The 24949-nt window shown below is 69.1% G+C and carries 27 protein-coding genes; 20 read left to right on the top strand and 7 right to left on the bottom strand.

All coding sequences use genetic code 11. From position 1 onward, the window contains the following. Positions 1–160: 160 nt before the first annotated feature. The 8 genes from JWP60_RS17515 (at position 161) to JWP60_RS17480 (ending at position 7213) form a co-directional block, all read left to right on the top strand. Entirely contained in the window at positions 161–769 is a 609-nt protein-coding gene (locus JWP60_RS17515) for a DUF4142 domain-containing protein (RefSeq protein WP_299794212.1), read from the top strand. Positions 770–850: 81 nt separating this feature from the next. Next, positions 851–1648, top strand: a complete 798-nt coding sequence (locus JWP60_RS17510; RefSeq protein ID WP_299794209.1) for a phytanoyl-CoA dioxygenase family protein — start codon at positions 851–853, stop codon at positions 1646–1648. A 31-nt stretch (positions 1649–1679) separates the two neighbouring features. Next, on the top strand, positions 1680–2633 hold the full coding sequence (locus JWP60_RS17505; RefSeq protein ID WP_299794206.1) for an aldose 1-epimerase: 954 nt from the start codon (positions 1680–1682) through the stop codon (positions 2631–2633). 16 nt (positions 2634–2649) lie between these two features. Beyond that, the gene (locus JWP60_RS17500) at positions 2650–4179 is read left to right on the top strand and encodes an alpha-N-arabinofuranosidase (RefSeq protein ID WP_299794203.1); all 1530 of its coding nucleotides are present in this window, start codon (positions 2650–2652) and stop codon (positions 4177–4179) included. Beyond that, positions 4176–4694: an ankyrin repeat domain-containing protein gene (locus JWP60_RS17495; RefSeq protein WP_299794200.1), complete on the top strand. Its 519-nt coding sequence runs from the start codon at positions 4176–4178 to the stop codon at positions 4692–4694. Before JWP60_RS17500 ends, JWP60_RS17495 begins: the two co-directional genes overlap by 4 nt. Before the next feature lie 214 nt (positions 4695–4908). Beyond that, positions 4909–5760, top strand: coding sequence for an alpha/beta hydrolase (locus JWP60_RS17490; RefSeq protein WP_299794197.1), 852 nt, complete (start codon positions 4909–4911; stop codon positions 5758–5760). Continuing rightward, positions 5757–6722 carry a tripartite tricarboxylate transporter substrate binding protein gene (locus tag JWP60_RS17485; RefSeq protein WP_299794195.1) on the top strand — a complete coding sequence of 322 codons (966 nt, stop codon included), beginning with the start codon at positions 5757–5759 and terminating at the stop codon, positions 6720–6722. The genes JWP60_RS17490 and JWP60_RS17485 overlap by 4 nt, the downstream gene beginning before the upstream one ends. Before the next feature lie 2 nt (positions 6723–6724). Continuing rightward, positions 6725–7213, top strand: coding sequence for a cupin domain-containing protein (locus tag JWP60_RS17480; RefSeq protein ID WP_299794192.1), 489 nt, complete (start codon positions 6725–6727; stop codon positions 7211–7213). Positions 7214–7236: 23 nt separating this feature from the next. Here the strand turns inward: JWP60_RS17480 and JWP60_RS17475 are convergent, their stop codons facing one another. The 5 genes from JWP60_RS17475 to JWP60_RS17455 all read right to left on the bottom strand — a co-directional run bounded on the left by JWP60_RS17475 (position 7237) and on the right by JWP60_RS17455 (position 12206). Further along, complete coding sequence (locus JWP60_RS17475) at positions 7237–7593, bottom strand: HU family DNA-binding protein (protein ID WP_299794189.1); 357 nt, start codon at positions 7591–7593, stop codon at positions 7237–7239. Between the two features lie 65 nt (positions 7594–7658). Further along, on the bottom strand, positions 7659–8903 hold the full coding sequence (locus JWP60_RS17470; protein ID WP_299794186.1) for an ABC transporter substrate-binding protein: 1245 nt from the start codon (positions 8901–8903) through the stop codon (positions 7659–7661). 174 nt (positions 8904–9077) lie between these two features. Beyond that, a complete protein-coding gene (locus JWP60_RS17465; protein ID WP_299794184.1) occupies positions 9078–9566 on the bottom strand; it encodes a nuclear transport factor 2 family protein in 489 nt (162 codons plus the stop codon). A gap of 49 nt (positions 9567–9615) precedes the next feature. Continuing rightward, on the bottom strand, positions 9616–11340 hold the full coding sequence (locus JWP60_RS17460) for a bifunctional protein-serine/threonine kinase/phosphatase (protein WP_299794182.1): 1725 nt from the start codon (positions 11338–11340) through the stop codon (positions 9616–9618). Positions 11341–11393: 53 nt separating this feature from the next. Next, on the bottom strand, positions 11394–12206 hold the full coding sequence (locus JWP60_RS17455) for a formate/nitrite transporter family protein (protein ID WP_299794180.1): 813 nt from the start codon (positions 12204–12206) through the stop codon (positions 11394–11396). Positions 12207–12498: 292 nt separating this feature from the next. Here JWP60_RS17455 and JWP60_RS17450 point away from each other — a divergent pair, with 292 nt between their 5' ends. The 6 genes from JWP60_RS17450 to JWP60_RS17425 are packed head-to-tail and all read left to right on the top strand — an operon-like array spanning position 12499 to position 18255. Continuing rightward, a complete protein-coding gene (locus JWP60_RS17450; protein ID WP_299794177.1) occupies positions 12499–14121 on the top strand; it encodes a carboxyl transferase domain-containing protein in 1623 nt (540 codons plus the stop codon). Between the two features lie 39 nt (positions 14122–14160). Next, a complete protein-coding gene (locus JWP60_RS17445; RefSeq protein WP_299794174.1) occupies positions 14161–14415 on the top strand; it encodes a type II toxin-antitoxin system VapB family antitoxin in 255 nt (84 codons plus the stop codon). Then, entirely contained in the window at positions 14402–14803 is a 402-nt protein-coding gene (locus JWP60_RS17440) for a PIN domain nuclease (protein WP_299794172.1), read from the top strand. Before JWP60_RS17445 ends, JWP60_RS17440 begins: the two co-directional genes overlap by 14 nt. Positions 14804–14841: 38 nt before the next feature. Further along, positions 14842–15627: an enoyl-CoA hydratase/isomerase family protein gene (locus JWP60_RS17435; RefSeq protein WP_299794171.1), complete on the top strand. Its 786-nt coding sequence runs from the start codon at positions 14842–14844 to the stop codon at positions 15625–15627. A 1-nt stretch (position 15628) separates the two neighbouring features. Next, positions 15629–16267, top strand: a complete 639-nt coding sequence (locus JWP60_RS17430) for a DUF4126 domain-containing protein (RefSeq protein ID WP_299794169.1) — start codon at positions 15629–15631, stop codon at positions 16265–16267. Continuing rightward, positions 16267–18255 (top strand): acetyl/propionyl/methylcrotonyl-CoA carboxylase subunit alpha, encoded by a 1989-nt coding sequence (locus tag JWP60_RS17425; RefSeq protein WP_299794166.1) that lies wholly within the window; start codon positions 16267–16269, stop codon positions 18253–18255. Before JWP60_RS17430 ends, JWP60_RS17425 begins: the two co-directional genes overlap by 1 nt. 102 nt (positions 18256–18357) lie before the next feature. Here JWP60_RS17425 and JWP60_RS17420 read toward each other — a convergent pair whose 3' ends face one another. Continuing rightward, positions 18358–19434: an alpha/beta fold hydrolase gene (locus JWP60_RS17420; RefSeq protein WP_299794163.1), complete on the bottom strand. Its 1077-nt coding sequence runs from the start codon at positions 19432–19434 to the stop codon at positions 18358–18360. A gap of 91 nt (positions 19435–19525) precedes the next feature. Between JWP60_RS17420 and JWP60_RS17415 the strand changes: the two genes are divergently transcribed. The 6 genes from JWP60_RS17415 (at position 19526) to JWP60_RS17390 (ending at position 24464) form a co-directional block, all read left to right on the top strand. Beyond that, entirely contained in the window at positions 19526–20446 is a 921-nt protein-coding gene (locus tag JWP60_RS17415) for a glyoxylate/hydroxypyruvate reductase A (RefSeq protein WP_299794160.1), read from the top strand. Between the two features lie 22 nt (positions 20447–20468). After that, complete coding sequence (locus JWP60_RS17410; protein ID WP_299794157.1) at positions 20469–21377, top strand: hydroxymethylglutaryl-CoA lyase; 909 nt, start codon at positions 20469–20471, stop codon at positions 21375–21377. A gap of 2 nt (positions 21378–21379) precedes the next feature. Further along, complete coding sequence (locus JWP60_RS17405; RefSeq protein WP_299794154.1) at positions 21380–21880, top strand: YbaK/EbsC family protein; 501 nt, start codon at positions 21380–21382, stop codon at positions 21878–21880. After that, positions 21880–22104 (top strand): DUF1289 domain-containing protein, encoded by a 225-nt coding sequence (locus JWP60_RS17400; RefSeq protein ID WP_299794151.1) that lies wholly within the window; start codon positions 21880–21882, stop codon positions 22102–22104. Before JWP60_RS17405 ends, JWP60_RS17400 begins: the two co-directional genes overlap by 1 nt. Beyond that, the gene (locus JWP60_RS17395) at positions 22101–22772 is read left to right on the top strand and encodes a 2-hydroxychromene-2-carboxylate isomerase (protein WP_299794148.1); all 672 of its coding nucleotides are present in this window, start codon (positions 22101–22103) and stop codon (positions 22770–22772) included. The genes JWP60_RS17400 and JWP60_RS17395 overlap by 4 nt, the downstream gene beginning before the upstream one ends. 75 nt (positions 22773–22847) lie before the next feature. After that, on the top strand, positions 22848–24464 hold the full coding sequence (locus JWP60_RS17390) for a hypothetical protein (RefSeq protein ID WP_299794145.1): 1617 nt from the start codon (positions 22848–22850) through the stop codon (positions 24462–24464). Between the two features lie 17 nt (positions 24465–24481). Here the strand turns inward: JWP60_RS17390 and JWP60_RS17385 are convergent, their stop codons facing one another. After that, on the bottom strand, positions 24482–24790 hold the full coding sequence (locus tag JWP60_RS17385) for a hypothetical protein (protein WP_299794142.1): 309 nt from the start codon (positions 24788–24790) through the stop codon (positions 24482–24484). Positions 24791–24949: the final 159 nt, after the last annotated feature.

Below are 24949 nucleotides of genomic sequence, written 5' to 3'. Positions count from 1 at the left end.
AGCAAAGGCTGGCGAGCCGTAGAGGGGCGGCTCACGCGGCCGTGCCGACCGCGAAGCCGAGCGCTTGGGCGGTCGCGTCCTACATCGGACAACCGCGCTCCACTACGTCGGCGTCGTCCTGCTTCGCTGCACGATCGCGTTCCGTTTTTCAGGAGATGTCATGAACAAGACCAGGCACAGCGCCTTTTCCCTCGCCCTGGTGTCCTGCGCGGCGCTCGCGCTCGCTGGCTGCGGCATGTACCACAACCCGACCGCCATGGGCACGGCCCCTGCGGTCGCGGTGACCAGCCAGACCACCAGCATGGCCGCCGGCCCGTCGGCGATGCAGCTGTCCGCCGCCGATCTGCAGTTCGTGGCCGTGGCCGCCGGCGCCGGCATGTACGAAGTCGAGGCCGGCCGGGTAGCGGCAAGCCGCGCCTCCGACACCCATGTGCGCGCCTATGCCCAGATGCTGGTCGACGACCACACGGCCAACAACCGCGAACTGATGTCGCTCGTGCGCGCCAAGGGCCATAGCCTCGCGCCCGGCCTGCCGCCCAGCCTGCAGCAGAAGGTCAGCACGCTCTCCGGCCTGTCCGGTCAAGGCCTCGATCGCGAGTTCGTGCGCACGACCGGCGTGCAGGATCACCGCGCGGCGATCAACGCCTTCGAGCAGGGGCGCCGCAGCGTGACCGACCGCGACCTGCAGGCCTATATCGACAAGACGCTGCCGGTGCTGCGCCAGCACCTGCGCGACGCGGAGACCCTGGCCGGAACGATGGCCGGCTGAGCGCGCCGCCGGTGCTGAGCTTGCACCGGCCGGCCGGGGGTGGAAGCATGGAGCTCCACCCCCATCACCTCCCGATTTCCGATGCGTTATTCCGCCGCCGAACACGATGCCTTCGCGAGCCAGTTCAACCGCGACAGCCTGGTGATCCTGCGCGACCACATTCCGCGCGAAAAGCTGCAGCGCTGGGCGCAGGCCTTCCCGCCGCTGCTGCAGGCGCAGATCGCGCGTGAGAAGCAGGCGTCCAGCCGCGGCAGCCAGCGCTACTACGTGACGCTGCCCTTCCAGGGACTGTGGGCCGACCCGGAGATCTACGAGGATCGCGACCTGCTCGCCGTCGTCGAACGCGTTGCGGGACCCGACCCCGTGATGTGCCAGCTGGCCAGCGACACGCCCTTGAAAGGCTCGGAATACCAGCCCTGGCACGCCGACACGCCGGCGCTGTTCCCGGAAACCGGCAGCAACGACACGCCGTCCTTCCAGCTTGCCGTCAACTTTGCGCTGTGCGACGTGGGCGAGGACAACGGCCCGTTCGAAACCACGTACGGCACCCACCGGATGAACAAGCCGGAGGCCATGGCCGGCCTGGAATCGGGGGCGATCCCGCAGCATCGCCTGCCCATGCGCATGGGCGACGTGATGATCCGCGACGTGCGTGCGGTGCACCGCGGCACACCCAACAACACCGACACGCCGCGGCCCATGGTGGTGATCGGCTACAGCCGGCGCTGGTATTACCGGCCGGAGGTGAACATCCGCATTCCGCAAAGCACGTGGGAGACGCTCTCGCCGACCGGCCGCAAGCTGCTGCGCTACAACCCCGTGGTGCCTGACGACCAGCTGATGCAGGGCGAGGAAACCTATCGCAGCTTTGCCTACTGACCGGACTGGCGACCAAGGACGAGCGCATACGATGACCCCTGATTCCCTAGCCCGGCAGCAGCTGGTCACCCTGGCTGCCGGCGAGTTGCGGCTGGTGCTGGCGCCCGAGGTGGGCGGCTCGATCGCGAGCTTTTCGCGCCACTGGCAGGAGGGCCGGCAGCGACGCGCGCTGCACTGGCTGCGCCCGGCCACGGCCACCGGCCTGGTCACGCGCAATCCGCTGGAGATGGCGAGTTTTCCGCTGGTGCCCTTTTGCAATCGGATTCGCAACGGGCGTGCCAGCTTCGAAGGGCGCGAGATCCGTTTTCCGCCGAACCACCCGGGCGAGGATTCGCCGCATCCCTTGCACGGCATCGGCTGGCTGCAGCCGTGGCAGGTGGCCGAGGCCAGCGCCAAGCACGCGCAGCTGTCCTTCGCCTTCCAGGCCAACGAAGCCTGGCCCTGGAGTTTTTCCGCGCGCCAGCAGTTCACGCTGGACGAACGCGCCCTGGAGGTGACGATCTCCATCCGCAACGAAGACGCGGTGGCGATGCCCGCCGGCATCGGCCACCATCCCTACTTCCCGCACCACCGCGGCACCTATCTCACCAGCCGTTCCCGTGCCATGTGGCGCGGCGATGCGGAAGCGATGCCGCTGGACCTGCAGGAGGGCGGCCCGGTCGATGCACTGCGCTCCGGCGTAGAGCTTTCCAACCTCGACCTGGACAACAACTTCGTGGGCTGGGAGCACTCGGCGCGGGTCGAGTGGCCGGCCGACCTGCACGGCCCCGCGCGCGTGCTGACGCTTCAGGCGCAGCCGCCGCTGGATTACTTCGTGCTGTACTGCCCGCGCGGCGTCGAGTCCTTCTGCGCCGAGCCGGTGAGCCAGTGCACCGACTGGCTGAACCTGCTGCCGCAGTACGGACGCGAGCCGCTGGGCGGAGCGCGCCTGGCCCCCGGCGAGACCCTGAGCGCGCGCTTCACGCTGCGCCCCGAATGGAACTGAGCCCGCTGCGCCACGCATGATCCGCACGCGCCTGACGCTGGACCGCGACTTCGTGATCGGCGAGCTGGACCGCCGCATCTTCGGCGCCTTCGTGGAACACCTGGGACGCTGCGTCTACACCGGCCTGTACGAGCCGGGCCATCCGGATGCCGACGCGCAGGGGCTGCGGCGCGACGTGCTGGCCCTCACGCGCGAGCTGGGTGCCACCATCGTGCGCTACCCCGGCGGCAACTTTCTTTCCGGCTACCGCTGGGAGGACGGCGTCGGCCCGCGCGCGCAACGTCCCGTGCGGCTGGACCTGGCCTGGCACTCCACCGAGAGCAACCAGTTCGGCACCGACGAATTCATCGCCTGGTGCCGCGCCGCGAGCGTCGAGCCGATGATGGCGGTCAACCTCGGCACGCGCGGCGCGGACGACGCGCGGGGCTTGATCGAGTACTGCAACCACCCGGGCGGCACCGCGCTCTCCGACCAGCGTCGCCGCCATGGCAGCGAGGCACCGCACGGCGTGCGCTCCTGGTGCCTGGGCAACGAGATGGATGCGCCCTGGCAGATCGGCCAGAAAACCGCGGCCGAATACGGGCGGCTGGCGCGCGACACCGCGCAGCTGCTGCGCCGCGTCTCGCCGCACCTGCAGCTCACCGCCTGCGGTTCGTCCAATCGTGACCTGCCCACCTTCGGCGCCTGGGAGTACGAGGTGCTGGAGCAATGCTTCGACGACGTCGACCTGCTTTCGGTGCATGCCTACTTCGAGAACCCGCATGCCGACACCTGGGAGTTCCTGGGCAACATCGACCGCATGGACATGCACATCCGCGAGGTGGCGGCGATCGCCGATGCGGTGGCGGCGCGCCGCCATTCGCGCAAGCGCATCATGCTGGCGGTGGACGAGTGGAACATCTGGTACAAGGCCCGCCATGGCGCGCATGCGCACCAGCCGGGATGGCCGCGGACGCCGCGGTTGATCGAGGAGGTCTACAACTTCGAGGATGCGCTGGCCGCGGGCGGCGCGCTCTCGGTGCTGATGAACAATGCGGACCGCGTGCGGGTCGCCTGCCTCGCGCAACTGGTGAACGCCATCGGCGCGATCCGTACCGAGCCCGGCGGACCGGCCTGGCGGCAGACCATCTTCCATCCGTTCGCGCTGGCCGCGCGCCATGCCCGCGGCCAGGTGCTGCGGCCGGTGATCGACTCGCCCACGCGCTACGGCGTGCTCCATCCGGAGATGGCCTACCTGGTCGCCAGTGCCACGCACGACCCGGCCAGCGGCCGCACCGCGATCTTCGCCTTGAACCGCCACCTCAGCGAGGCGCAGGAGCTGCAGGTGGAACTGCGCGGCATGGATCCGCGCCAGCAATTGATAGACGCCCACGAGCTGTTCCACCTGGACATGAACGCGGCCAACACCGTCCACGCGCCCGACACCGTGGCGCCGCGGCCGCACCGCGAAGTGCGCGCCGGCGACGGCGGCCTGCGCGCGCGGCTGAAGCCCGGATCGTGGAACGTGTTCGTGCTGCAGGCGCCTTCCTCCGCAATGAATCCATGACCGACGACCCGCAACTCCCGACCCTCGACGACGAGGACCTGCGCCAAGTGCGCCAGATCTTCGAATGGACCCGCAGCGGCCATGTGGAGGCGATCGCCTCCTTCCTGCGGCAGGGGCTGCCGCCCAACCTGCGCAACGAGAAGGGCGACAGCCTGCTGATGCTGGCCGCGTACCACGGGCGCCTCGAGCTTGCGCGGGCACTGCTGGCCGCCGGCGCCGACCCGGAACTGCAGAACGACCGCGGCCAGACCCCGCTGGCCGGCGCCGTGTTCAAGGGCGACGAGACCATGTGCCGCCTGCTGCTGGAACGCGGCGCCCGCGTCGACGGCCGCATGGCCGACGGCAAGACCGCCTTCATCATGGCCGCGATGTTCGGCCGCACGGCGCTGATGGACCTGCTGGTGCAGCACGGGGCGGATCCATCCGCGCGCGACGCGGCCGGCTGGGATGGGCAGGCGCTGGCGCAGAAGATGGCCGCGCAGCCGGCGCTGGAGTGGTTCGCGGCGCGGGGTTGACTTTGGACGTCATGGATGTCGTCCCCGGGCTTCCATGGATGTCATCCCGGGCTTGACCCGGGATCCATGCAGCGCTTGTACAAGCGCCGTCGTGGATTGCGGGTCAAGCCCGCAATGACATCCGATCCAGGGCAGCCAGTCGCTAATTGAGCAACTGCTCACCATCCGGGTAGTCTCCCTTGCCAGCGGGCCCGCGCTTTGGCACAACCGCCGCATGCCTTTTCATACCATTCGCGGCGTTGCGCTGCATTACGAAGTGGCCGGGGAGCAGGGGCCCTGGGTTGCGCTGGTCACGGGCGGCCGGCGCGGTTTCGACGAATTCCGCTCCTTCGCCCGCAAGCTGGCGGCGCGTGGCTTTCGCGTGCTGCTGCACGACCGCCGCAACACCGGTGCTTCCGACGTCCTGATCGAGGGCGAGGACGGCGAGGAGGAGATCTGGGCCGACGACCTGGTGCTGCTGCTGCGCCATCTGGACGCCTTGCCGGCCTTCGTCGGCGGCACCTCCTCGGGCGCGCGGCTGTCCATGCTCACCTATCTGCGCCATCCCGAGCTCGTGCGCGGGCTGCTGCTGATGCGCATCACCGGCGGGGCCTTTGCCGCGGGCCGCCTGCCCACCATGTACTACGGCCAGTTCATCCAGGCGGCCAAGGAAGGCGGCATGGCGGCGGTCTGTGCCACCGAGCAGTACCAGGAGCGTATCGCCGCCAATCCACGCACCCGTGAGCGGCTGATGGCCATGGACCCGCAGCGTTACATCGCCGTGATGCAGCACTGGCTCGACATCTTCCTGCGCGGCCCACGCGCGCCCGTGCTGGGCATGACCGAGGAGGCGATGCGCTCTATCGCCGTGCCGACCATCGTCGTGCCGGGCAACGACAACACGCATGCCTCGGCGAACGGCCTGGCTGCCGCCGAAGCGATCCCTGGCAGCGTGCTGTTCCGCCTGCCCATCGCCGACCAGGACGTGCCGCTGCTGCCCTTCTCCGACTGGGCGCCGCACGAGGACACGCTGGCCGACGCGCTGGCCGGCTTCATGAAGGACGTGATGAACAAGGAGACGCCATGAACCTTGCCCGCTTCTTCTGCGGGGCCGCGCTGGCGCTCGCACTGCCCTTCGGTGCGGCCGCGCAGGACTATCCGGCCAAGCTGGTGCGCATCATCGAGCCGGCCGGGCCGGGCAGTGCGGTCGACGTGTTCGCGCGCAAGCTGGCCGAGCAGTTGCAGACGCGCTGGGGCCAGCCGGTGGTGGTGGAGAACCGCCCGGGCGCCAACAGTGCCATCGGCGCCCGCGAGGCCGCCAAGGCCGCGCCCGACGGCTACACCCTGTTCCACGCCAACATCAACAACTCGCTGAACGACCTGCTGGTCAACGACGCTTGTTGCAAACTCAACGAAGCGCTGCAGCCGGTGACGCTGCTGACCGCGACGCCGCTCGTGATGGTGGTGACGCCGTCGCTCAACGTGCGGACCTTGAAGGACTACCTGGCGCTCGCCAGGGCGCAGCCCCAGGCGCTGACCTTCGCGTCCGGCGGCACCGGCTCGATCACGCAGCTGGTGGGCACCAAGCTCAACATGGTCGAGGGCCTGAAGGTGCAGGAGGTCCCGTACAAGGCGATCGGGGCCGAACTGCCCGACCTGCTGGCGGGGCACGTCAAGACCGGCTACCTGGCGCCGGTGGTGGTGGCGCAGTTGATCAAGGCCGGCAAGCTGGTGGCGCTGGGCGTGGCCGGTCCGCACCGCATTCCCATCCTGCCCGATGTGCCGACGCTCGCCGAAGCGGGCCTGCCGGGCGTGGAGGCTTCCGGCTGGAACGGCCTCTTCGTGCCCGCCGGCACGCCCAGAAACGTGGTGCGCAAGCTGCAGGCGGACGTCGCCGCCGTGATGGCCTCGCCGGCCTTCCAGGCCGATGCGCACGACCTCGGTTACGAGCTCGGGGGCGCCGGCTCCGAGGAGTTCGCGGCCTACATCCGTTCGGAAGTCAACAAGTGGGGCGGCGTGATTCGCGACGCCAGGATCAGGATTCAATGAACATGAACGAAGCACCCAAAGTCCGCCGCGTCATCACCGGCCACGATGCCGAGGGCAAGGCCATCGTCAAGATCGACGAGGTCTGCAGCGATTTCACCGAGGGCCGGCCCAACGGCTTCCTGCGCAACATCTGGACGACCGATACCACCCCGGCCGACAACGACGGCCAGGCGGACGCGGCTGCGCGCCCGGGCCGCTTCACGATGATCGAGAACGGCACGGTGTTTCGCATCCTGCACTTCCTGCCGGGCGTGCAGAAGCGCGTGCACCGCACCGACTCGATCGACTACATCGTCGTCATGGCCGGCGAGATCGACATGGAGCTCGACGAGGGCGAGCAGGTGCACCTGAAGACCGGCGACGTGATGGTCCAGCGCGGCACCGTGCACAACTGGGTGAACCGCGGCAGCGAGCCCTGCACGATGGCAGTGATCCTCATCCACGCGAAGCCGGTGGAGGCGGGGGGGAAGACGCTGGAGGCGTTTGGCTGAGGCAGCTGCCCCGCCGCCTGGCGCTATTCGCCCTTCGCCGTGTTCACCGCCGACTTCAGTGCCGCACCCGGCACGAACTTCACGGCGGTCGAGGCGGCGATCGTCATGGCCTCGCCGGTCTTTGGGTTGCGGCCGGCGCGCTCCGCGCGCGACGCGGCCTTGAAGGCGCCGAAGCCGGTGATGGCGACTTCACCGCCGCGCGACAACTCGTCGGAGACGATCTTGATGAAGGCTTCCAGGGACCGGGCAGCGGCCGCCTGCGATTGGTCGGTGGCGGCGGCCAGGGCCTGGACAAGCTCGGTCTTGTTCATGCGTGTACTCGGGTTGGCTTTCTTTTGGAGGGAGCCGAGTGTACGTTGCCGTGCGCGCGCTGGGTCCAACGCCCGGCGGCCGTACAGCCCGACGGCCGGTAACTCGGAGGCAGATCAGGGAACGAAGCGCGGCCTCATTCCAGGTGGGTTGCCGCCGGCGTGTCGCGCGAATAGGGCGGCATCGCCAGGAAATCCCGGGGCGCATAGGTCCAGAACTGCGTGACCTCCGGGAAGGTCTCGACGATGGTGTTCACCAGTTGCCCGTTCTTGCGCTCCACCTTGCGCACGTAGATGTTCAGCACGGGCTTGCCATACTCGTCGAGGTGGATCGGCCCCATCGGTCCGCTGGTGAGCTTCGCCTGGTGCAAGGCCCGCACGAACGCGGGCTTGTCCTCGAAGCGGCCATTGACCGTCTTCAAGGCGGCCTCGAGCCACAGCCCGGCGGTGTAGGTGCCCGCGGTGTAGAAGCCGGGCGTGACCTTGTATTCGTTCTGCACCGCCTGCACGAAACGCTTGTTGTCGGGGGTTTCCAGCGCCGCCGAATACCAGCTCGCGGAGTAGACGCCCAGCGCCTCGTCGCCCATCAGCTTGAGGATTCCCTCGTCGACGGCGGTCGGGTTGCCGAGCACCACCGGTTTCAGCTGGTACTCCTTGTATTGCTTCAGGAAGCGCACGCCGTTGGTGCCCGCGAAGCCGGCATACACGCCGTCGACGTCGGGCTTGATCTGCGCGATGTAGTTGCCGTAGTCGGGCACGTTCAAGGGCGGCCACAGGCGCTGGACGGCGCGGCCGCCGTTGTCCTCGTAGGCCTTGAAGAAGCCGGCCGCGCCCTCGTGACCGTAGGCGAAGTCGTCGGCGATCAGGGCCACGCGCTTGAGCCCGAGCTTCTTCGCCGCGTATTGCCCGAGCACGTGCGTGGGCTGGGCCGCGGTGCCGACGGCGTGGATCACATAGTCGTTCTTCTTCTGTTGCGCCAGGTCGTTCTGCGCCGCGGAGGTGGGCGTGATCAGCGGCACCTTGGCATTGAGCACGTAGTCGTCGATGGCGATCGCCTCGAAGGTGGCGAGCGGGCCGATGATCACGTCCACCTTGTCCTTCTCCACCAGTTCCTGTGTCTTGGTCTTGGCGCCGGCGGGATTGCCGCCGGTGTCGGCGATGATCAGTTCCACCTTGCGTCCCGCCAGCATGTTGTTGCGCTCCTTCAGCAGCAACTGGATGCCCTGTTCCATCTGCCGTCCGCCCGCGGCCAGCGGGCCGGTGCGCACCGTGAGGAAGCCGATCTTCAGCGGCTCGCCCTGGGCCCGCGCGGCCACCGGCCAGGCAAGCGGAGCGAGGGCACAGGCAGCGAGGACCAGGGTGGACGAGAGTCGGCGCAGCATCGGGCAGTCTCCGGAGGCGGTGGGCGGGAGTGCAGGATAGGGGCTGGGCGGGGCGGCAGTGACGGGGGTTAACCAGCGGCCCAGGTAGGGTGGGGTGCCCGCAGGGCACCCCACCGTGCGGCCGCCATGCCTGCCCCGGGGGCGCATGGTGGTGTGGGCTTCGCCCATCCCATCCTACTGTTTCAACGCCGGATCCCAGTGCTCCGCGATCTTCCCGCCTTCGAGGCGGAACATGTCGAACCACGTCGTCGCGTACTTGCGCGTGGGGTCCTTCGGGTCGGGGTTCTCGCGCGCGAAGGCCAGCACCACCATGTCGCCTTCGCCCACGACGGCCACCAGCGGCGCGTTGATGCGGGCCGCCACCGGCTTCGGCTTGACGAAGCGGCCGAAGAAGGTGACGAAGGCGGCGCGGCCCGTGGGCACGTTCGGGTTGTGCTGGATGTAGCCCTCGGCCAGGTACTTGTCGGCGAATTCGAGATGGCCGCCCTCGAACACCTCGCGCCAGAAGTCGTACACCAGGCGCTTGTTGGCGGCGACATGCGCGTCGGCTGCGGCCAGCATGCTCTCCTGGTCGGCGTTGCCTTGCGGCGGCACCTGCGCCTGCGCGGCGCCGGCAAGAACCAGGGAGGCAAGCAGCGCCAGGGTGCGCAGGGGTTTGTTCATCGCGGGCTCCGGCCGTGGGGTGGCCGCAATCCTAGCGCCGGCCGCGCCATCACGCGCCCACCGATCGCAGGCCCCACATCGCCAGCCAGCCGATCGCCAGCAGCAAGGACACACCTTGCCAGAAGGCCACCGGATCGCGCGCCGCCAGTGGCGGCCGGCGCCGCACCGGCTGCGCCGAGTCGGGCCGATGCAGGCTGGCGACGAACTCGTCGACGTCGCCGTGCCGGCGCTGCGGCTCCGGCTGCACGGCCTTGCGCAGCGCCTCGTCGATCCACAAGGGCAGCTCGGGGCGCACGGCCAGCAGCGTTCGATAGCGCACCCGCTTTTGCTGCGCCAGCGTGCGGCATTGCGCCAGCTGCGCGCCATGAGGCAGCTGCCCGGTGAGCATCTCGTAGCCGATCACCGCCAGCGCGAACTGGTCGGCCGCTGGCGTGCCGCCGCCGCCCAGAAAGCATTCGGGCGCGCTGTACTGCGGCGTGCCCAGCAGGTGGTCGCCGCGGCCGGTGGTCTCGACGATGCCGGCGACGCTGGTCGCACCCAGGTCGATGATGCGCACCGTGCCGGTGGCATCGATCATCACGTTCTCCGGCCGCAGGTCCTGGTGGACCATCTCCATGCGGTGCAATGCACGCAGCCCGCGCGCGACCTGCCCGACGATGGCGCGCACCGCATCGAGCGGGGGCCGCGGATGGTCCACCATCCACTGGCGCAAGGTGCGGCCCTCGATGTACTCCAGCGCGAGGTAGAGCGCGCGGCGGGGCCGGCCTGTGGCGACGGCACGCACCACGTGCGGGCTGTCGATGCGCCGCGCCACCCATTCCTCCAGCAGGAAGCGTTCGCGGTAGGCCGGATCGTCGGCCAGAGCTATCGAAGGCGTCTTCAGCACGGCGATCTGCTGCGTGGCCAGGTCCACCGCCAGGTGGATGTGGCTGCGGCTGCTGGCATGCAGCTCACGCACGATGGTCCAGCCGTCGAACTCCATGCGCGGCGCCAGCAGCGGCGGCAGCGGCAGCGCGGCAGCCGCGTCGTGCAGCTCGCCGGCCTCGGGCTGCGGCAAGGCCTCGATGCGCAACACCTGCACCGTGAGGTTGTCCTCGCTGCCGCGATGCAGCGCCTGGTCGGCGATCGCGCGGGCCGCAGCATCCAGGTCGTTGTCGTGCGTGGTCAGCGCGGCGAGGATGGCGCCATGGGGCACGTGCTCGTGCACGCCGTCGGTGGCCAGCACGAAGGTGTCGCCCGGCGCCAGCGGCACGCTGCGGTAATCGATCTCCAGGTGGGGCGCGACGCCCAGCGCCCGCCCGAGGTGGCTCTGGCCGCCACCCACATGCACCCGGTGCTCCGTCGTGAGCGGCTCGAGGGCCTGTCCCTGCACCTGCCAGATGCGCGCATCGCCGACGTGGAACAGGTGCGCCGTGCGTCCCTTGACGACGATGGCGCTGAAGGTGCAGACCCACCCGCGGTCCTTGTCGTAGCGGCCCTGGCCCTGCTGCGTCTGCGCGAACAGCCACGAGTTGATGGCCGCCAGCACGCGCTCGACCGACTTCTTCACCGACCACGTTTCCGAGGTGCAGTAGTAGTCGGCGAGGAAGCCGTGCACCGCCGCGGCGCTGGCCTGCCGGCCCGAGGCGCTGCTGCTGATGCCGTCGGCCAGCGCGATGGCCACGCCCTTGGTCGCCAGCAGCGGCTCGCGCGGAACGGCCAGGCCGTGGAAGTCCTGGTTGGCCGGCTTGCGGCCGGCTGCGGAGTACTGGCCGGCGGCGACCTTCAGCGGCACAACACGCTGTGAATGAATCGACGCGCGGGCGTGAGCGATTCGTTCACGGCATCTCAGGCGGCGACGCGGCGCGGCGCGGTCTTCAGGTGCGTGGCATAGAGCGTCAGGCCGGTGAAGGACAAGCCGCCGATCAGGTTGCCCAGCACCGTGGGGATCTCGTTCCAGATCATGTAGTCGAGAATCGAGAAGTGGCCGCCCAGCATCAGGCCCGAGGGAAACAGGAACATGTTGACCACCGAATGTTCGAAGGTCATGTAGAAGAACAGCATGATCGGCATCCACATCGCGATCACCTTGCCGCTGACGGTGGTGGAGATCATCGCGCCCACCACGCCGGTGGACACCATCCAGTTGCACAGCATGCCGCGCACGAACAGCGTCAGCATGCCGGCCGCGCCGTACTTCGCATAGCCCAGCGTGCGGTTCTCGCCGATCACGCCGATCGCCTTGCCCACTGCATTGGGTTCCGTGGAGAAGCCGAAGGTGAAGACGATCGCCATCAGGGCGGCGACGGTGAAGGCGCCCGCGAAGTTGCCCACGAAGACGAGCCCCCAGTTCTTCAGCACGCCCTGCCAGGTGACGCCGGGACGCTTGTCGATCCACGCGAGGGGAGTGAGCACGAACACGCCGGTGAGCAGGTCGAAGCCCAGCAGGTAAAGCATGCAGAAGCCCACCGGGAACAGGATGGCGCCGACGATGGGTTGGCCCGTCTGCACGTTGATGCTCACCGCAAAGACCGCCGCCAGCGCGAGGATCGCACCGGCCATGTACGCGCGGATCAGCGTGTCGCGCGGCGCCATGAAGATCTTGGATTCCCCGGCGTCGACCATCTTGGTGACGAATTCGGAGGGGACAAGGTAGGCCACGGGCGTTCTCCTGGAGTGGGTTGCGGGGAGGGCCGGTCGCGGCAAGCCCGCGGACGCCGCGCCCGGTTCCAGGGCTGAGTGCAAGCCGCGTGCCCAGGCAAAGGGCGGCTTGGTGGCGCTTGGGGGGCGCGTCGCTGCGCAACCGGCACCGGAATGGAGCGCATGCGCGCAGGCGGTGCGGAGAGTGGCACGATGGGCAACTTGCCGCCCCGCCGATGCGCTTGCTCTGCCCCAAGCTGGGCGGGATGGCGCTATCTTCGGGAGCGACTCACCCCCCTACCAAGACCGAGACATGCCTGCCCTGGAGACCCAGCTCAATCCCCGTTCCGCGGACTTCCAGTCGAATGCCGCTGCCATGCAGGCGCTGGTGGCCGATCTGAATGCGCAGGTGGCGCTGCATGCGGCCGGTGGCGGCGAGGCGGCGCGCAAGAAGCACGAGGCACGCGGCAAGCTGCCACCGCGCGAGCGCGTGCAGATGCTGCTGGACCCCGGCACGCCCTTCCTGGAGATCGCGCCCCTGGCCGCGCACGGCATGTACCTGGGCAAGGACGGCACCATGGACGCGCCTTGCGCCGGCATGATCGCCGGCATCGGCCGTGTCAGCGGCATCGATTGCATGATCGTCTGCAACGACGCCACGGTGAAGGGCGGCACCTACTATCCGCTCACCGTCAAGAAGCACCTGCGGGCGCAGGAGATCGCCGCGCAGAACCGCCTGCCCTGCATCTACCTGGTGGACTCAGGCGGCGCCAACCTGCCGAACCAGGACGAGGTGTTCCCCGACCGCGACCACTTCGGCCGCATCTTCTACAACCAGGCCAACCTCTCGGCGCAGGGCATCGCGCAGATCGCGGTCGTGATGGGATCGTGCACGGCCGGCGGCGCCTACGTGCCGGCGATGAGCGACGAGACCATCATCGTCAAGGAGCAGGGCACCATCTTCCTGGGCGGACCACCGCTGGTGAAGGCCGCCACCGGCGAGGTGGTGAGCGCGGAGGACCTGGGCGGCGGCGACGTGCACACGCGGCTCTCCGGCGTGGCCGACCACCTGGCCATGAACGACGCGCATGCGCTGGCGCTCGCCCGGCGCGCCGTGGCGACGCTGAACAAGCCCAAGGTGCCGCCGCTGGAACTGCGCCAGCCCGAGCCGCCCAGGTACGACGGCAAGGAGCTGTACGGCGTCATTCCGACCGATACGCGCAAGCCCTTCGACGTGCGCGAGATCATCGCCCGCATCGTCGACGGCTCGGACTTCCACGAATTCAAGGCGCGCTACGGCGCGACGCTGGTGTGCGGCTTCGCCCACATCGAAGGCATGCCGGTGGGCATCGTCGCCAACAACGGCATCCTGTTTTCCGAATCGGCGCAGAAGGGCGCGCACTTCATCGAACTGTGCTGCCAGCGCAAGGTGCCGCTGGTGTTCCTGCAGAACATCACCGGCTTCATGGTGGGCCGCAAGTACGAGGCTGAAGGCATCGCCCGCCACGGCGCCAAGATGGTGACGGCGGTGGCGACGGCCAGCGTGCCCAAGTTCACCGTGATCATCGGCGGCAGCTACGGCGCCGGCAACTACGGCATGTGCGGCCGCGCCTATTCGCCGCGCTTTCTGTGGATGTGGCCGAACGCCCGCATTGCCGTCATGGGCGGCGAGCAGGCGGCCAGCGTGCTGGCCACCGTCAGGCGCGACGGCATCGAGGCGCGCGGCGGCCAGTGGAGCGCCGAGGAAGAGGCGGCCTTCAAGCAGCCGCTGCTGGAGCAGTTCGCGCACCAGTCGCATCCCTATTACGCCAGCGCGCGCCTGTGGGACGATGGCGTGATCGATCCGGCGGACACCCGCCGCGTGCTGGCGCTCGGCCTGTCCGCCGCGATGAACGCGACCATCGGGGAGACGAAATTTGGCGTGTTCCGGATGTGAGGTGCAGAATGTGTATGGAAAGCAGGAGTGGTACACATCATGCGCACCAACATCGACATCGACGACGGCCTGCTGGCCGAAGCCATGAAGGCGGGCCCGTACCAGACCAAGAAGGAAGCCGTCGAGGCCGGGCTGCGCCTGCTGGCGCGCCAGGCTGCCTGTCGCGAGATCCTGAAGTGGGAAGGCCGGCTGAAGTGGGAAGGCGGCGAGCGCTCCGACTGGGCGGCGCCCGCCATTGCCACCCGCGCCGAAGCGCAGGAGCCGGGGGGAAGGCGACGCCGTGCTGGTCGTTGACTCGGGCGTCTGGATCGATTTCTTCGGTGGCGCGGCGACGCCGCAAAGCCGCACGCTGCACCGCCTGCTCGACGAGGGCGAGGTACGCATCGTGGTGCCGGACCTCGTCCTGTACGAAGTGCTGCGCGGGTTCCGCCACGAGCGCGAGTTCCGGCAGGCCCGCCTGCTGATGGGAGCCCTGGACGTGGAGACGGCGGGCGGCGCGGGAATGGCGATCGAGGCTGCCCAGCACTACCGCGCGTTGCGGGCGGCGGGCTTCACGCTCCGCAGTGGCATGGACGTCCTGATCGCCAGCTTCTGCATAGAAAACGGGTACACCCTGCTGCATCGCGGCCGCGACTTCGACGCCTTCGAGCAGGTGCGCGGACTGCGCACGTGGCGCCACTGAGGCACCGGCCGCATCACGCATCCAGCGAAAGGACGAACATGAAACACCTTGCCCTGCAATTCGATCGCGGCGTGGAGACGGTCACCCTCAACCGCCCCGACGTGCGCAACGCCTTCAACGACGAGGTCATCGCCGAACTCACCGCGGTGTTCCTCGAACTCGCCAAGCGCGACGAGGTGCGCTGCGTCGTGCTCGCCGGTGCCGGCCCCGCCTTCTGCGCCGGCGCCGACCTGAACTGGATGAAACGCATGGCGGAGTACACGCGCGAGGAGAACATCGAGGACGCGTCCCGGCTGGCCCGCCTGCTCGAGGTGATCTACCGCTGTCCCAAGCCGACGATCGCGCGCGTGCACGGCGACACCTACGCGGGCGGCGTGGGGCTGGTGGCCGTCTGCGACATGGCGGTGGCCGCGGACAGCGCGCAGTTCTGCCTGAGCGAAGTGCGGCTGGGGCTGATCCCGGCCACCATCAGTCCCTACGTGATCCGCGCGATCGGCGCGCGCGCGGCGCATCGCTGGTTTCTCACCGCCGAGCGCTTCGATGCCGCCGCGGCACTGCGCATGGGCCTGGTGCATGAGGCCGTGCCGGCCGACGCACTCGATGCCAGGCTGGGCGAGATCGCGCAGTCGCTGGTCAACGCCGGGCCGCAGGCACTGAAGGCCTGCAAGAGTCTGCTGCACGATGTGGCGGGCCACGAGATCGGCGCTGGCCTGGTGCGGCGCACGGTGGAGGGCATCGCGGACATCCGAGCCAGCGACGAGGGGCGCGAGGGCATCCAGGCCTTCCTGGCCAAGCGCAAACCGCAGTGGGTCTCCGGGAGCTGAAGTGGACGCCCTGGGCCACGTCCTGGATACACCGCACCTGCTGGCGCTGGCCGCGGCGCTCGGCTGGGCGAGCGGCTTTCGGCTCTATGCCGCGGTCTTTCTGACCGGCCTCGCGGGCTGGCTCGGATGGGTGCCCCTGCCTCCGGGCCTGCACATCCTGCAGCATCCCGGCGTGCTGATCGCCAGCGGTTTCATGCTGTTCGCCGAATTCTTCGCCGACAAGATTCCGCTGGTGGACACGGTCTGGGACGCGGTGCACACCGTGATCCGCATTCCGGCCGGCGCGGCGCTGGCGGCCGGCGCGCTCGGTGCCGACAGCCAGGCGATGGGCTGGATCGCGGCCATCCTGGGCGGCAGCCTCGCGGCCACCAGTCACGCGGCCAAGATGACCACGCGTGCCGCCGTCAACACCTCGCCGGAACCTTTTTCCAATGTGGCCGTGTCGCTGGGGGAAGACGGCCTGGTCGTCTTCATGCTGTGGCTCTCCGCGGCGCATCCCTTCGCCTTCGGCGTCGTGCTGCTGGTGAGCATCGTGCTGGCCGTCATTCTGCTGGTGGTGCTGACCCGCTTCCTGCGCAAGGTGGTGCAGGGCGTGGGCGCATTCTTCAAGGGGCGGCCATTGCCGCGGGAGCTGGGTTGATGTTCCGCAAGATCCTGATTGCCAACCGGGGGGAGATTGCCTGCCGTGTCGCTGCTACGGCCAGGCGCATGGCGATCCGCACGGTGGCCGTGTACTCCGAGGCCGATGCCGATGCCAAGCACGTGCACGCCTGCGACGAGGCCGTGCCCATTGGCGGCAGCGCGCCGCAGGACAGCTACCTGCGCTGGGAGCGGATCATCGAGGCGGCCCGGGCCACCGGTGCGCAGGCGATCCATCCGGGCTACGGCTTCCTGAGCGAGAACGAGGGCTTCGCCGCCGCCTGCGCGCAAGCGGGCATCGTGTTCATCGGTCCGCCCGCCGCGGCGATCCAGGCCATGGGCCTGAAGGCGCAATCCAAGCGGCTGATGGCGCAGGCCGGCGTGCCGCTCGTGCCCGGCTACCACGGCGCGGACCAGGACCCGGGGCTGCTGGCCCGCGAGGCCGCGCGCATCGGCTATCCCGTGCTGATCAAGGCCAGCGCCGGCGGCGGTGGCAAGGGCATGCGGGCAGTGGAACGCGCCGAGGACTTCGCGGCGGCCCTGGCCTCGTGCCAGCGCGAGGCGCGCAACAGCTTCGGCGATGCCGCGGTGCTGGTGGAGAAATACGTGACGCGGCCGCGGCACATCGAGATCCAGGTGTTCGGCGACACGCAGGGGCATTACGTGTACCTGTTCGAGCGCGACTGCTCGGTGCAGCGCCGCCACCAGAAGGTGCTGGAGGAGGCGCCCGCGCCGGGCCTGGGCGAAGCCATGCGCAGTCGCATGGGAGAGGCCGCGGTGGCCGCGGCGCGCGCGGTGAACTACGTCGGCGCCGGCACCGTGGAATTCATCGTGGAGCAGCGCGGTTCCGAGCTGGACTTCTTCTTCATGGAGATGAACACGCGGCTGCAGGTGGAGCACCCGGTGACGGAAGCGATCACCGGCCTCGATCTCGTCGAGTGGCAACTGCGCGTCGCGGCCGGCGAACCGCTGCCGCTGCAGCAGGCGGACCTGCGCATCGACGGCCACGCGATCGAGGCGCGCATCTGCGCAGAGAATCCGGACAACAACTTCCTGCCGGCCACGGGCACCTTGCACGTGTACCGCAAGCCACCGGCCGCCGCCTTCCGGCGGGCGAGCGTCCGCATCGACGATGGCGTGCGCGCAGGCGACGCGATCTCGCCGTTCTACGATTCCATGATCGCCAAGCTGATCGTGCACGGCAGCACGCGGGAAGAGGCGCTGGCCCGGCTCGATGAGGCGCTGGCGGCCACCCACATCGTCGGCCTCGCGACCAACGTGCAGTTCCTGCGTCACGTGGTGCGCAGCCGCTCGTTTGCGCAGGCCGATCTCGACACCGCCTTGATCCAGCGGGAGGCGGCGGTGCTGTTCCAGCAGCAGCCGCTGTCGCTGGAACTGGCCGCTGCCTGCGTCGTTGCCAAGACGCTGATCGACGAGGCGCAGCTCGCCGGCAGTGATCCCTTCAGCCGGCGCGATGGCTGGCGTTCGCATGGCGCGGCGAGTCGTCGGCTGGAGTTCGATTTCGGCGGCACGCATGCGAAGGCGCAGCTCACGACGCTGCACGATGGCGGATTGGTGCTGGCGGTGAATGGCCAATCCGCGCCGCTGTCCTTTCGGGCGACCGAAGAGGGCATCGAGGTGCACTACGGCGCGCAGCGCACTCGCGCCACGGTGTACACGCAGGGCGAGACCGACCACGTGTTCACGGATGCCGGCGCCGCGCCGATCGTGAGCATCGACCTGCTGGCGCATGCGGGCGAAGGTGCAGCGGAAGTCGGACGGCTCACCGCGCCCATGCCGGGCAAGGTGGTGTCCTTCGCGGTGCAAGCCGGCGACAAGGTCCGCAAGGGTCAGCCGCTGGCCGTGCTCGAAGCGATGAAGATGGAGCACACGATCGCGGCGCCGGTCGACGGCACTGTGGCGGAGTTGTTGTACGCGCCGGGGGACCAGGTGGCGGAAGGGGCGGAGTTGTTGAAGCTGGCGGCGTGAGGGGAGCTGGGGTGCGCTGGCGCGCAGCCCAGCCTACCGACTTCGATGAGGTGGTGGCATCTGTAGGCTGGGCTGCCCGCAGGGCACCCCAGCGCTGCGCCGCTACATCCCCCTACGCGGCGCCGTCTTCAACACCGCATCCAGCTGCTCCTTGAAGAACCGCGCATTGCCCGTCGTCGCGTGTCCCAGCGTCTGGTCGCTGGCCGGGATGATGTAGGCGCGCCCGTTCTTCACGCGCTTGATCTCGCGGTCCAGCACGCCCAGTTCCACCGGGTTGCGTTCGTCGTCGGCGGAGTTGATCGCCAGCAGCGTCGCCGTGATCTTCTCCAGCCCGGGCGCGGGGTTGTAGTCGGCCGACGATTCCCATTGCAGCAATTGGTCGTTGGCGTCGCCATTCAGCGCGCCGGGCTTCAGGCGCGCCTCGAGCGCCGCGTCCGCCTTCTCGCGCGTGGGCCCCTGCTTCATGTACGAGTGATTGCCGCCGCTCGTGGCCGTGGCGAAGAACACCGTGGCCAGCTGGAAACCGGGCGGTTGCTGCGTGTAGTTGCCGTTGTTCCAGGCCGGGTCGCGGCGGATCGATTCGGTCAGCAGGCGGCGCATCATCCAGTTGCGGCCCGACATCTGCGTCGGCAGCGAGGCCATGGGCACGGCCACGTCCATCATGCCGGGGTACTTCTGGGCCCAGATCCAGGTCTGCATGCCGCCCATGGAGTTGCCCATCACCACCCGCAGGTGCTTGATGCCCAGGTGCTCGGTCACCAGGCGGTACTGCGCGTCCACCATGTCGTCGTAGTTGTATTTGGGGAAATTCATTCGCAGGCCATCCGAAGGCTTGCTCGAACGACCGGTGCCGATCGCGTCGGTGAGGATCACGTAGTACTTCGTGGCATCGAGCGGCTGCCCGGGCCCGAACAGCTCGCCCGCGAAACCGGGCGTGAGCATGGAGTTCGCCGAGCCGGTGGTTCCGTGCAGCACGAGGACGGGCTCACCCGTGGGTTCGCCGACCGTGCTGTAGGCGAGCTTCAATTCCGGCAGCACCTGCCCGGTGTGAAACTTGAAGTCGCGCACGACCCAGGTACCCTGCTTCGGCGCTGGAAAATCGGCGGCCAAAGCCTGGCAGGCGGCCAGCAGCAGGCCGATCAAGGCCACGGCCAGGCCGCGGAACACGCTTGTTCTCATCTTGTTGTCTCCTTGTGTGGGGTACTGCGGGCGCGCCAGCTTGGCACCCCGCGCCAGCCAGCGCAAGCGAGGCTCCCCCACAATGCGCCCCATGCGCATCACCGTCTGCTGTACCGATACCAAGATCCAGCGCTGGCTCGACGGCTTGCGCGCCGCCCTGCCGGAGGCCGACGTGCAGGAGTGGCGCCCCGGCGCGGCGCCGGCCGACCACGCGGTGGTGTGGGCGCCGCCCCAGCAGTTCCTCGATGAGCAGCAGGGGCTGCGGGCGCTGTTCAACATCGGTGCCGGCGTCGACGCGTTGATGAAGCTGCGGCTGCCGCCAGATGCGCTGGTCGTGCGGCTGGACGACGCGGGGATGTCGGTGCAGATGGCGGAGTTCGCCTGCCATGCGGTGATCCGCCACTTCCGTGAGCTCGACGGCTACGAGCGCGATGTGGCGCAAGGCAAGTGGACCTTCCGCAAGCCGCGTTCGCGCGCCGACTTCCCCGTGGGGGTGCTGGGGCTCGGCGTGCTCGGGCGGCGGGTCGCGCAGGCCTTGGCGGCCTTCGAGTTCCCGGTGCGAGGCTGGAGTCGCAGTGCGCACGCGGTCGCCGGCGTCGAATGCTTTGCCGGCTCCGGACAGTTCGACGACTTCCTCGCGGGCACGCGCGTGCTGGTCAACCTGTTGCCGCTGACGCCGGAGACCGAGAACATCCTGGACCGGCGCACGCTGGGCCGCTTGCGCCCGGGCGGCTACGTGATCAACGTCGCCCGCGGCGCGCACCTGGTGGATGCCGACCTGATCGCCTTGCTGGACAGCGGCCATCTCGCCGGCGCTGCCCTCGACGTCTTCCGCACCGAGCCGCTGCCGGCGGAGCATCCGTTCTGGCGGCACCCGAAGATCGTGGTGACGCCGCACACCTCCGCCCGCACCTTGCGCGACGAAAGCATCGCGCAGATCGCGGGCAAGATCCGCGCGCTGGAACGCGGAGAACCCGTTGCCGGCGTGGTCGACCGGAAGAAGGGATACTAGTCCGCTGAATCAGGACTAAGCCATGCCCATCCCCAGCAAGGTCAAGCTCGTCGACGTGGGCCCGCGCGACGGCCTGCAGAACGAGCAGGAGCCGGTGCCCGCGGCGGTCAAGATAGCCCTCGTCCATGGCCTGCAGGAGGCCGGCCTGAAAGAAATCGAGGTCACCAGCTTCGTCTCGCCGAAGTGGGTGCCGCAGATGGCCGACAACGCCGAAGTGATGACGGGCATCGCCCGGCAGCCCGGGGTGCGCTATTCGGTGCTGACGCCGAACATGAAGGGCCTGGAGGCCGCGCTCGCTTCGAAGCCGGACGAGATCGTGGTGTTCGGCGCGGCCAGCGAGGCCTTCAGCCAGCGCAACATCAACTGCTCGATCGCGGAAAGCATCGAACGCTTCGCGCCCGTGGTGCGCGCCGCGCGCGAGCACGGTATCCACGTGCGTGGCGCCGTGTCGGTGGCGGTGGGCTGCCCGTACGAGGGCGAGGTCTCGCCCGAGAGCGTGGGCCGCGTGGCGCGCATGATGAAGGAGATCGGCGTGCAGCACTGCGGCGTCGCGGACACCATCGGCGTGGGCACGCCCCGCAAGGTACAGGCGGCCATGGAGGCGGCGCTGCAGCACTACGCCATCGACGAGGTCTCCGGCCACTTCCACGACACCTACGGCCAGGCGCTGGTCAACACGCTGGCCTGCCTGGAGCTGGGCATCTGGCAATTCGATGCCTCGGTCGCGGGCCTGGGCGGCTGTCCCTACGCCAAGGGCGCGACCGGCAACGTCGCGACCGAAGACCTGGTCTACCTGCTGCGCGGCATGGACATCGAGACCGGCATCGACCTCGACAAGCTGGTCGACGCCGGCAAGGCGATCAGCGACTTCCTGGGCCGCAAGCCGAATTCGCGCGCGGCCACGGCGATCCTGAACAAGCGGAGCGCGTGACCATGTGCGGCGCCGAACTCACCGAGTTGCCCGAAGGCGTGCAGCGCGTCGCCCGCGCCCTGCAGGAAGCCGGGCATCCGCACCTGCCCGTCATGCTCGATGCGGCTGCGCGCACTGCGCAGCAGGCGGCCGATGCGCTTGGCATCGGTGTCGGGCAGATCGCCAAGAGCATCATCTTCCGGCGCCAGTCCGACGATGCCGCGGTGCTGGTGATCGCCTCCGGCGACCGGCGCGTCGACGAGAAGAAGGTCGATGCCCTGGTCGGCAAGACCGGTCGCGCCGACGCCGAGTTCGTGAAAGCCACGACCGGCTTCTCCATCGGCGGCGTGTCGCCGCTCGCGCATGCGCAGCCGCCGGTGACGCTGATCGATCGCGAGCTGTTCCGCTTCGAGGAGATCTGGGCCGCCGCGGGGCATCCGCATGGCGTCTTCAAGCTGCGGCCGCAGGACTTGCAGGCGCTCACCGGCGCGCCGGTGGCCGACGTGGTGCAGGCGCCCGCCTGATGGGACTGGGCGCGATCCAGCTCCTGCGCGATCGCGCGGCCGAACTGACCCAGGACGAGCCCGTGCCCTCGCCGTGCATCTCGGTCTGCCGCATGGACGCCGAGACCGGGCTGTGCGCCGGCTGCTATCGCACGCTGGACGAAATCGCGGACTGGGGCGGCATGGACGACGACGCCCGCCGCGCGCTGTGGCGGCTGCTGGTGCAAAGGACAGGTCCCGAATGAAGCGCATCACCTTCTTCCTCGACTTCATCTCGCCGTACGCCTATCTCGCCTTCGAGCACCTGCCGCAGGCGCTGGCGGGCTTGAGCTACGAGGTGGAGTACCGGCCGGTGTTGTTTGCCGCCTTCCTCGGGCATCACGGCCAGCTCGGGCCGGCCGAAATCGCGCCCAAGCGCGACTGGACTTACCGGCAGGTGCTGTGGCTGGCGCAGGCGCACGGCATCCCCTTGCAGTTGCCGGCGGCGCATCCCTTCAACCCGCTGGGCCTGCTGCGCCTGGCGCTGGCTTGCGGCCAGGCGGGAACGATCAACCGCTACGTCGCCGAGACGGTGTTCCGGCACGCGTGGCGGGGCGGTGCCGACGCCGCCGACCGGCAGCGGCTGGAACAGTTGCGCACACAACTGGCGCCGCAGCGGGATCCGGCAAGCGATGTCGTCAAGGCCGAGCTGAAGGCCAATACCGACGCTGCGCTCGCGCGGGGCCTGTTCGGAGTCCCGACCTTCGAGGCCGATGGCAAGCTGTTCTGGGGCCTCGACGCCCTGCCGATGCTGCGCGCTTGGCTGGCCGGTGACCCGTGGTTTGCCAGCGGCGACTGGGAACGGGCGGCCGCACTACCGGCCGGAATGGCGCGCAAGGCCCTAACTGGGCCGGGCAAAATTCCTGAAAGCTGACGGCTCTATCAGGTTCGCGCCCGGTTTTCCTCCGCATTACGGAGGATTTGTAACCTGCTGGAATAAACTGCGGCTGTGGTATCTCCGCCGGCCTTCCAGCTCACCCGCTACTTCACGCTCACGAGCCTGGTCGCGTTTGCCGTGCTGGCCGGGGCCCTTTACCTGCTGCAGGTCGGCGAAATCAACTACTTCGCGGGCGTGGAGCGCGACCAGACCGCCTTCTTCGCCGAGGTGCAATCCGACCTGCTGCGCCAGCAGAAGGAAACGTCACGCGCGACGGTCGTCTCGGTGTACGACTCCGGCCAGGCCAGCCTGGCCCGCCTGTTCGCCAATGCCCTGTGGCCCACCCGCTTCGCGCCGCTGGTGGAGCAGGCACAGTCGGTGCCGCTGACTTCCTGCCATCCGCGCGATCCCAAGGCGAAGAATGCGCATGCGCAGGAGCTGGCCTGCATCGCGCGGGTGGGCGCCAAGGTGCGCATGCTGCCCGCCTTCCAGGGGCTGGACGCGCCGGTGCGCGACTTGATGCGGGGCAGCAGCGTCTTCAAGATCAAGGTCTACGACCTGCGCGGCCTGACCGTCTATTCCTCCGCTCCCGAGATGATCGGCGAGGACAAGTCGGACAACGGCGGCTGGCGCGCGGCGGCCCGCGGCCACAGCGCCAGCGAGCTGGTCCACCGCAACCAGCTGAGCGTGTTCGACGACGTGGTGAAGGACCGCGACCTGATCCAGAGCTACGTGCCCGTGGTCATGGGCGACCAGGGCGTGGTCGGCGTGTTCGAGATCTATTCGGACGTGACGCCGCTGCTGCAGCAACTGGAGTCCTCGTCGGCCCGCGGCGGCGCCACCATTGCCCGCAACCAGACGCGCATGCAGCAGGGCTCGGCCAACAACGTGCGCGCGGTGCAGCGATCGTCCGACCGCTTCCTGATGACGATCTACGGCATGCTGGTGCTCACCTACTTGGCGCTGCTGTTCCTGGTGCGCCGCGGCCAGCAGTTCATCGACCGCGAGGCGCGGGCGCGCGAGCAGGCGGCCCTGCGCGAGCAGGAATGGCACCGCGACAAGATGGCGACCATGGGCGCCATGGCGGCCAACATCTCGCACAACGTGGGCAACCCGCTGGCCATCATCTCCGGCTTGGCGGAGGAGATCGCCCATGCCACCCAGACCGGGGGCGAGGTGAAGCCCGAGTACCCCGCCATGATCGTGGAGCAGACGGCCCGCGTCGCCGGCATGACGCGGCGCATCACGCACTTCGCCAGCGCCCGCCGTAACGCGCCCGAGATCGTGGACATCAACGAGCAGATCAAGGCGATCTGCGACTTTCTGCGCTTCGACCGCCGCTTTCATGGTTCGCCGATCCAGCTGAAGCTGGGCGAGTCGTTGCCGGCCTGCGAGATCATTCCCGACCACCTGACCGAGGCGCTGATGGGACTGCTGCAGGCGCTGGAGCAGGCCTGCGAGAAAAGCGATGCGCCCAACCGGCTGCAGGTGGAAACGCTGGGCCACGCCGGCGAGGTCGTGGTGCAGGTGCGCGCCGATTGCGAGGGCAAGGCCTGGGACTTTCCGCTGGCCGATCCGCGGGTGGACTCGGCGCGCCGGCGCATCGCGACGATGAACGGCCGCATCGAGGCCGCCGCGGGCGGCGTGCAGATCCGGCTGCCCGCCGTCACCCTGGGCGGCAGCGACTGAGCCGGATCGGCGCGGGCTCAGGCTCCCGGGAGCTGGCGCTCCGGCAGCAGCCGGTGCAAGGCCGGCACCAGGTCCTTCATGCGGGCCACTGCGTCGTCGCGGCAGTGCTGGGCGGCCACCGCCTGGAACACCGCATCGCGCAGCAACCAGAGCTCCTGCGCGCGCTCGGCGGTGTGCACCCGCCAGCGCACCCGGTCGCATTCGAATCCCATGCAGTCGTCGAGCACGGCCAGCAACTGGCGGCGCACGGCCTCGACGGCCGGCGAGGTCGGCCGGAATTGCCATTCGATGGGAAAGCTGTGCAGCCGGAGATGCTGTGAAGCCACGGCAAGGCCAAGGAGCGAAGGAAGCGCCAACATAGAAGGGGCGGTCGAGCACCGTCTGTAGGAATTCCCGGATGACCGCCGTCAGACGAGGACATCGCTGGGCGGCCCTGCGCCAGCTCCGCGCCCTCCCTAGAATGTCGGGCCCTCCTCCGGAAAGCC

This window comes from Ramlibacter sp. (assembly GCF_028291745.1).
Taxonomy (GTDB): Bacteria; Pseudomonadota; Gammaproteobacteria; order Burkholderiales; family Burkholderiaceae_C; genus Ramlibacter.
Note: the sequence above shows the minus strand (reverse complement) of the source record. Positions and strands in the feature narration are given on the sequence as shown.

Coding starts and splice junctions, on each gene's coding strand:
- JWP60_RS17490 (WP_299794197.1), top strand. CDS start 4,909: ATGCCTTTTCATACCATTCGCGGCGTTGCGCTGCATTACGAAGTGGCC.
- JWP60_RS17510 (WP_299794209.1), top strand. CDS start 851: ATGCGTTATTCCGCCGCCGAACACGATGCCTTCGCGAGCCAGTTCAAC.
- JWP60_RS17515 (WP_299794212.1), top strand. CDS start 161: ATGAACAAGACCAGGCACAGCGCCTTTTCCCTCGCCCTGGTGTCCTGC.
- JWP60_RS17465 (WP_299794184.1), bottom strand. CDS start 9,566: ATGAACAAACCCCTGCGCACCCTGGCGCTGCTTGCCTCCCTGGTTCTT.
- JWP60_RS17425 (WP_299794166.1), top strand. CDS start 16,267: ATGTTCCGCAAGATCCTGATTGCCAACCGGGGGGAGATTGCCTGCCGT.
- JWP60_RS17495 (WP_299794200.1), top strand. CDS start 4,176: ATGACCGACGACCCGCAACTCCCGACCCTCGACGACGAGGACCTGCGC.
- JWP60_RS17485 (WP_299794195.1), top strand. CDS start 5,757: ATGAACCTTGCCCGCTTCTTCTGCGGGGCCGCGCTGGCGCTCGCACTG.
- JWP60_RS17405 (WP_299794154.1), top strand. CDS start 21,380: ATGTGCGGCGCCGAACTCACCGAGTTGCCCGAAGGCGTGCAGCGCGTC.
- JWP60_RS17445 (WP_299794174.1), top strand. CDS start 14,161: ATGCGCACCAACATCGACATCGACGACGGCCTGCTGGCCGAAGCCATG.
- JWP60_RS17450 (WP_299794177.1), top strand. CDS start 12,499: ATGCCTGCCCTGGAGACCCAGCTCAATCCCCGTTCCGCGGACTTCCAG.
- JWP60_RS17410 (WP_299794157.1), top strand. CDS start 20,469: ATGCCCATCCCCAGCAAGGTCAAGCTCGTCGACGTGGGCCCGCGCGAC.
- JWP60_RS17480 (WP_299794192.1), top strand. CDS start 6,725: ATGAACGAAGCACCCAAAGTCCGCCGCGTCATCACCGGCCACGATGCC.
- JWP60_RS17470 (WP_299794186.1), bottom strand. CDS start 8,903: ATGCTGCGCCGACTCTCGTCCACCCTGGTCCTCGCTGCCTGTGCCCTC.
- JWP60_RS17505 (WP_299794206.1), top strand. CDS start 1,680: ATGACCCCTGATTCCCTAGCCCGGCAGCAGCTGGTCACCCTGGCTGCC.
- JWP60_RS17435 (WP_299794171.1), top strand. CDS start 14,842: ATGAAACACCTTGCCCTGCAATTCGATCGCGGCGTGGAGACGGTCACC.
- JWP60_RS17420 (WP_299794163.1), bottom strand. CDS start 19,434: ATGAGAACAAGCGTGTTCCGCGGCCTGGCCGTGGCCTTGATCGGCCTG.
- JWP60_RS17395 (WP_299794148.1), top strand. CDS start 22,101: ATGAAGCGCATCACCTTCTTCCTCGACTTCATCTCGCCGTACGCCTAT.
- JWP60_RS17500 (WP_299794203.1), top strand. CDS start 2,650: ATGATCCGCACGCGCCTGACGCTGGACCGCGACTTCGTGATCGGCGAG.
- JWP60_RS17400 (WP_299794151.1), top strand. CDS start 21,880: ATGGGACTGGGCGCGATCCAGCTCCTGCGCGATCGCGCGGCCGAACTG.
- JWP60_RS17415 (WP_299794160.1), top strand. CDS start 19,526: ATGCGCATCACCGTCTGCTGTACCGATACCAAGATCCAGCGCTGGCTC.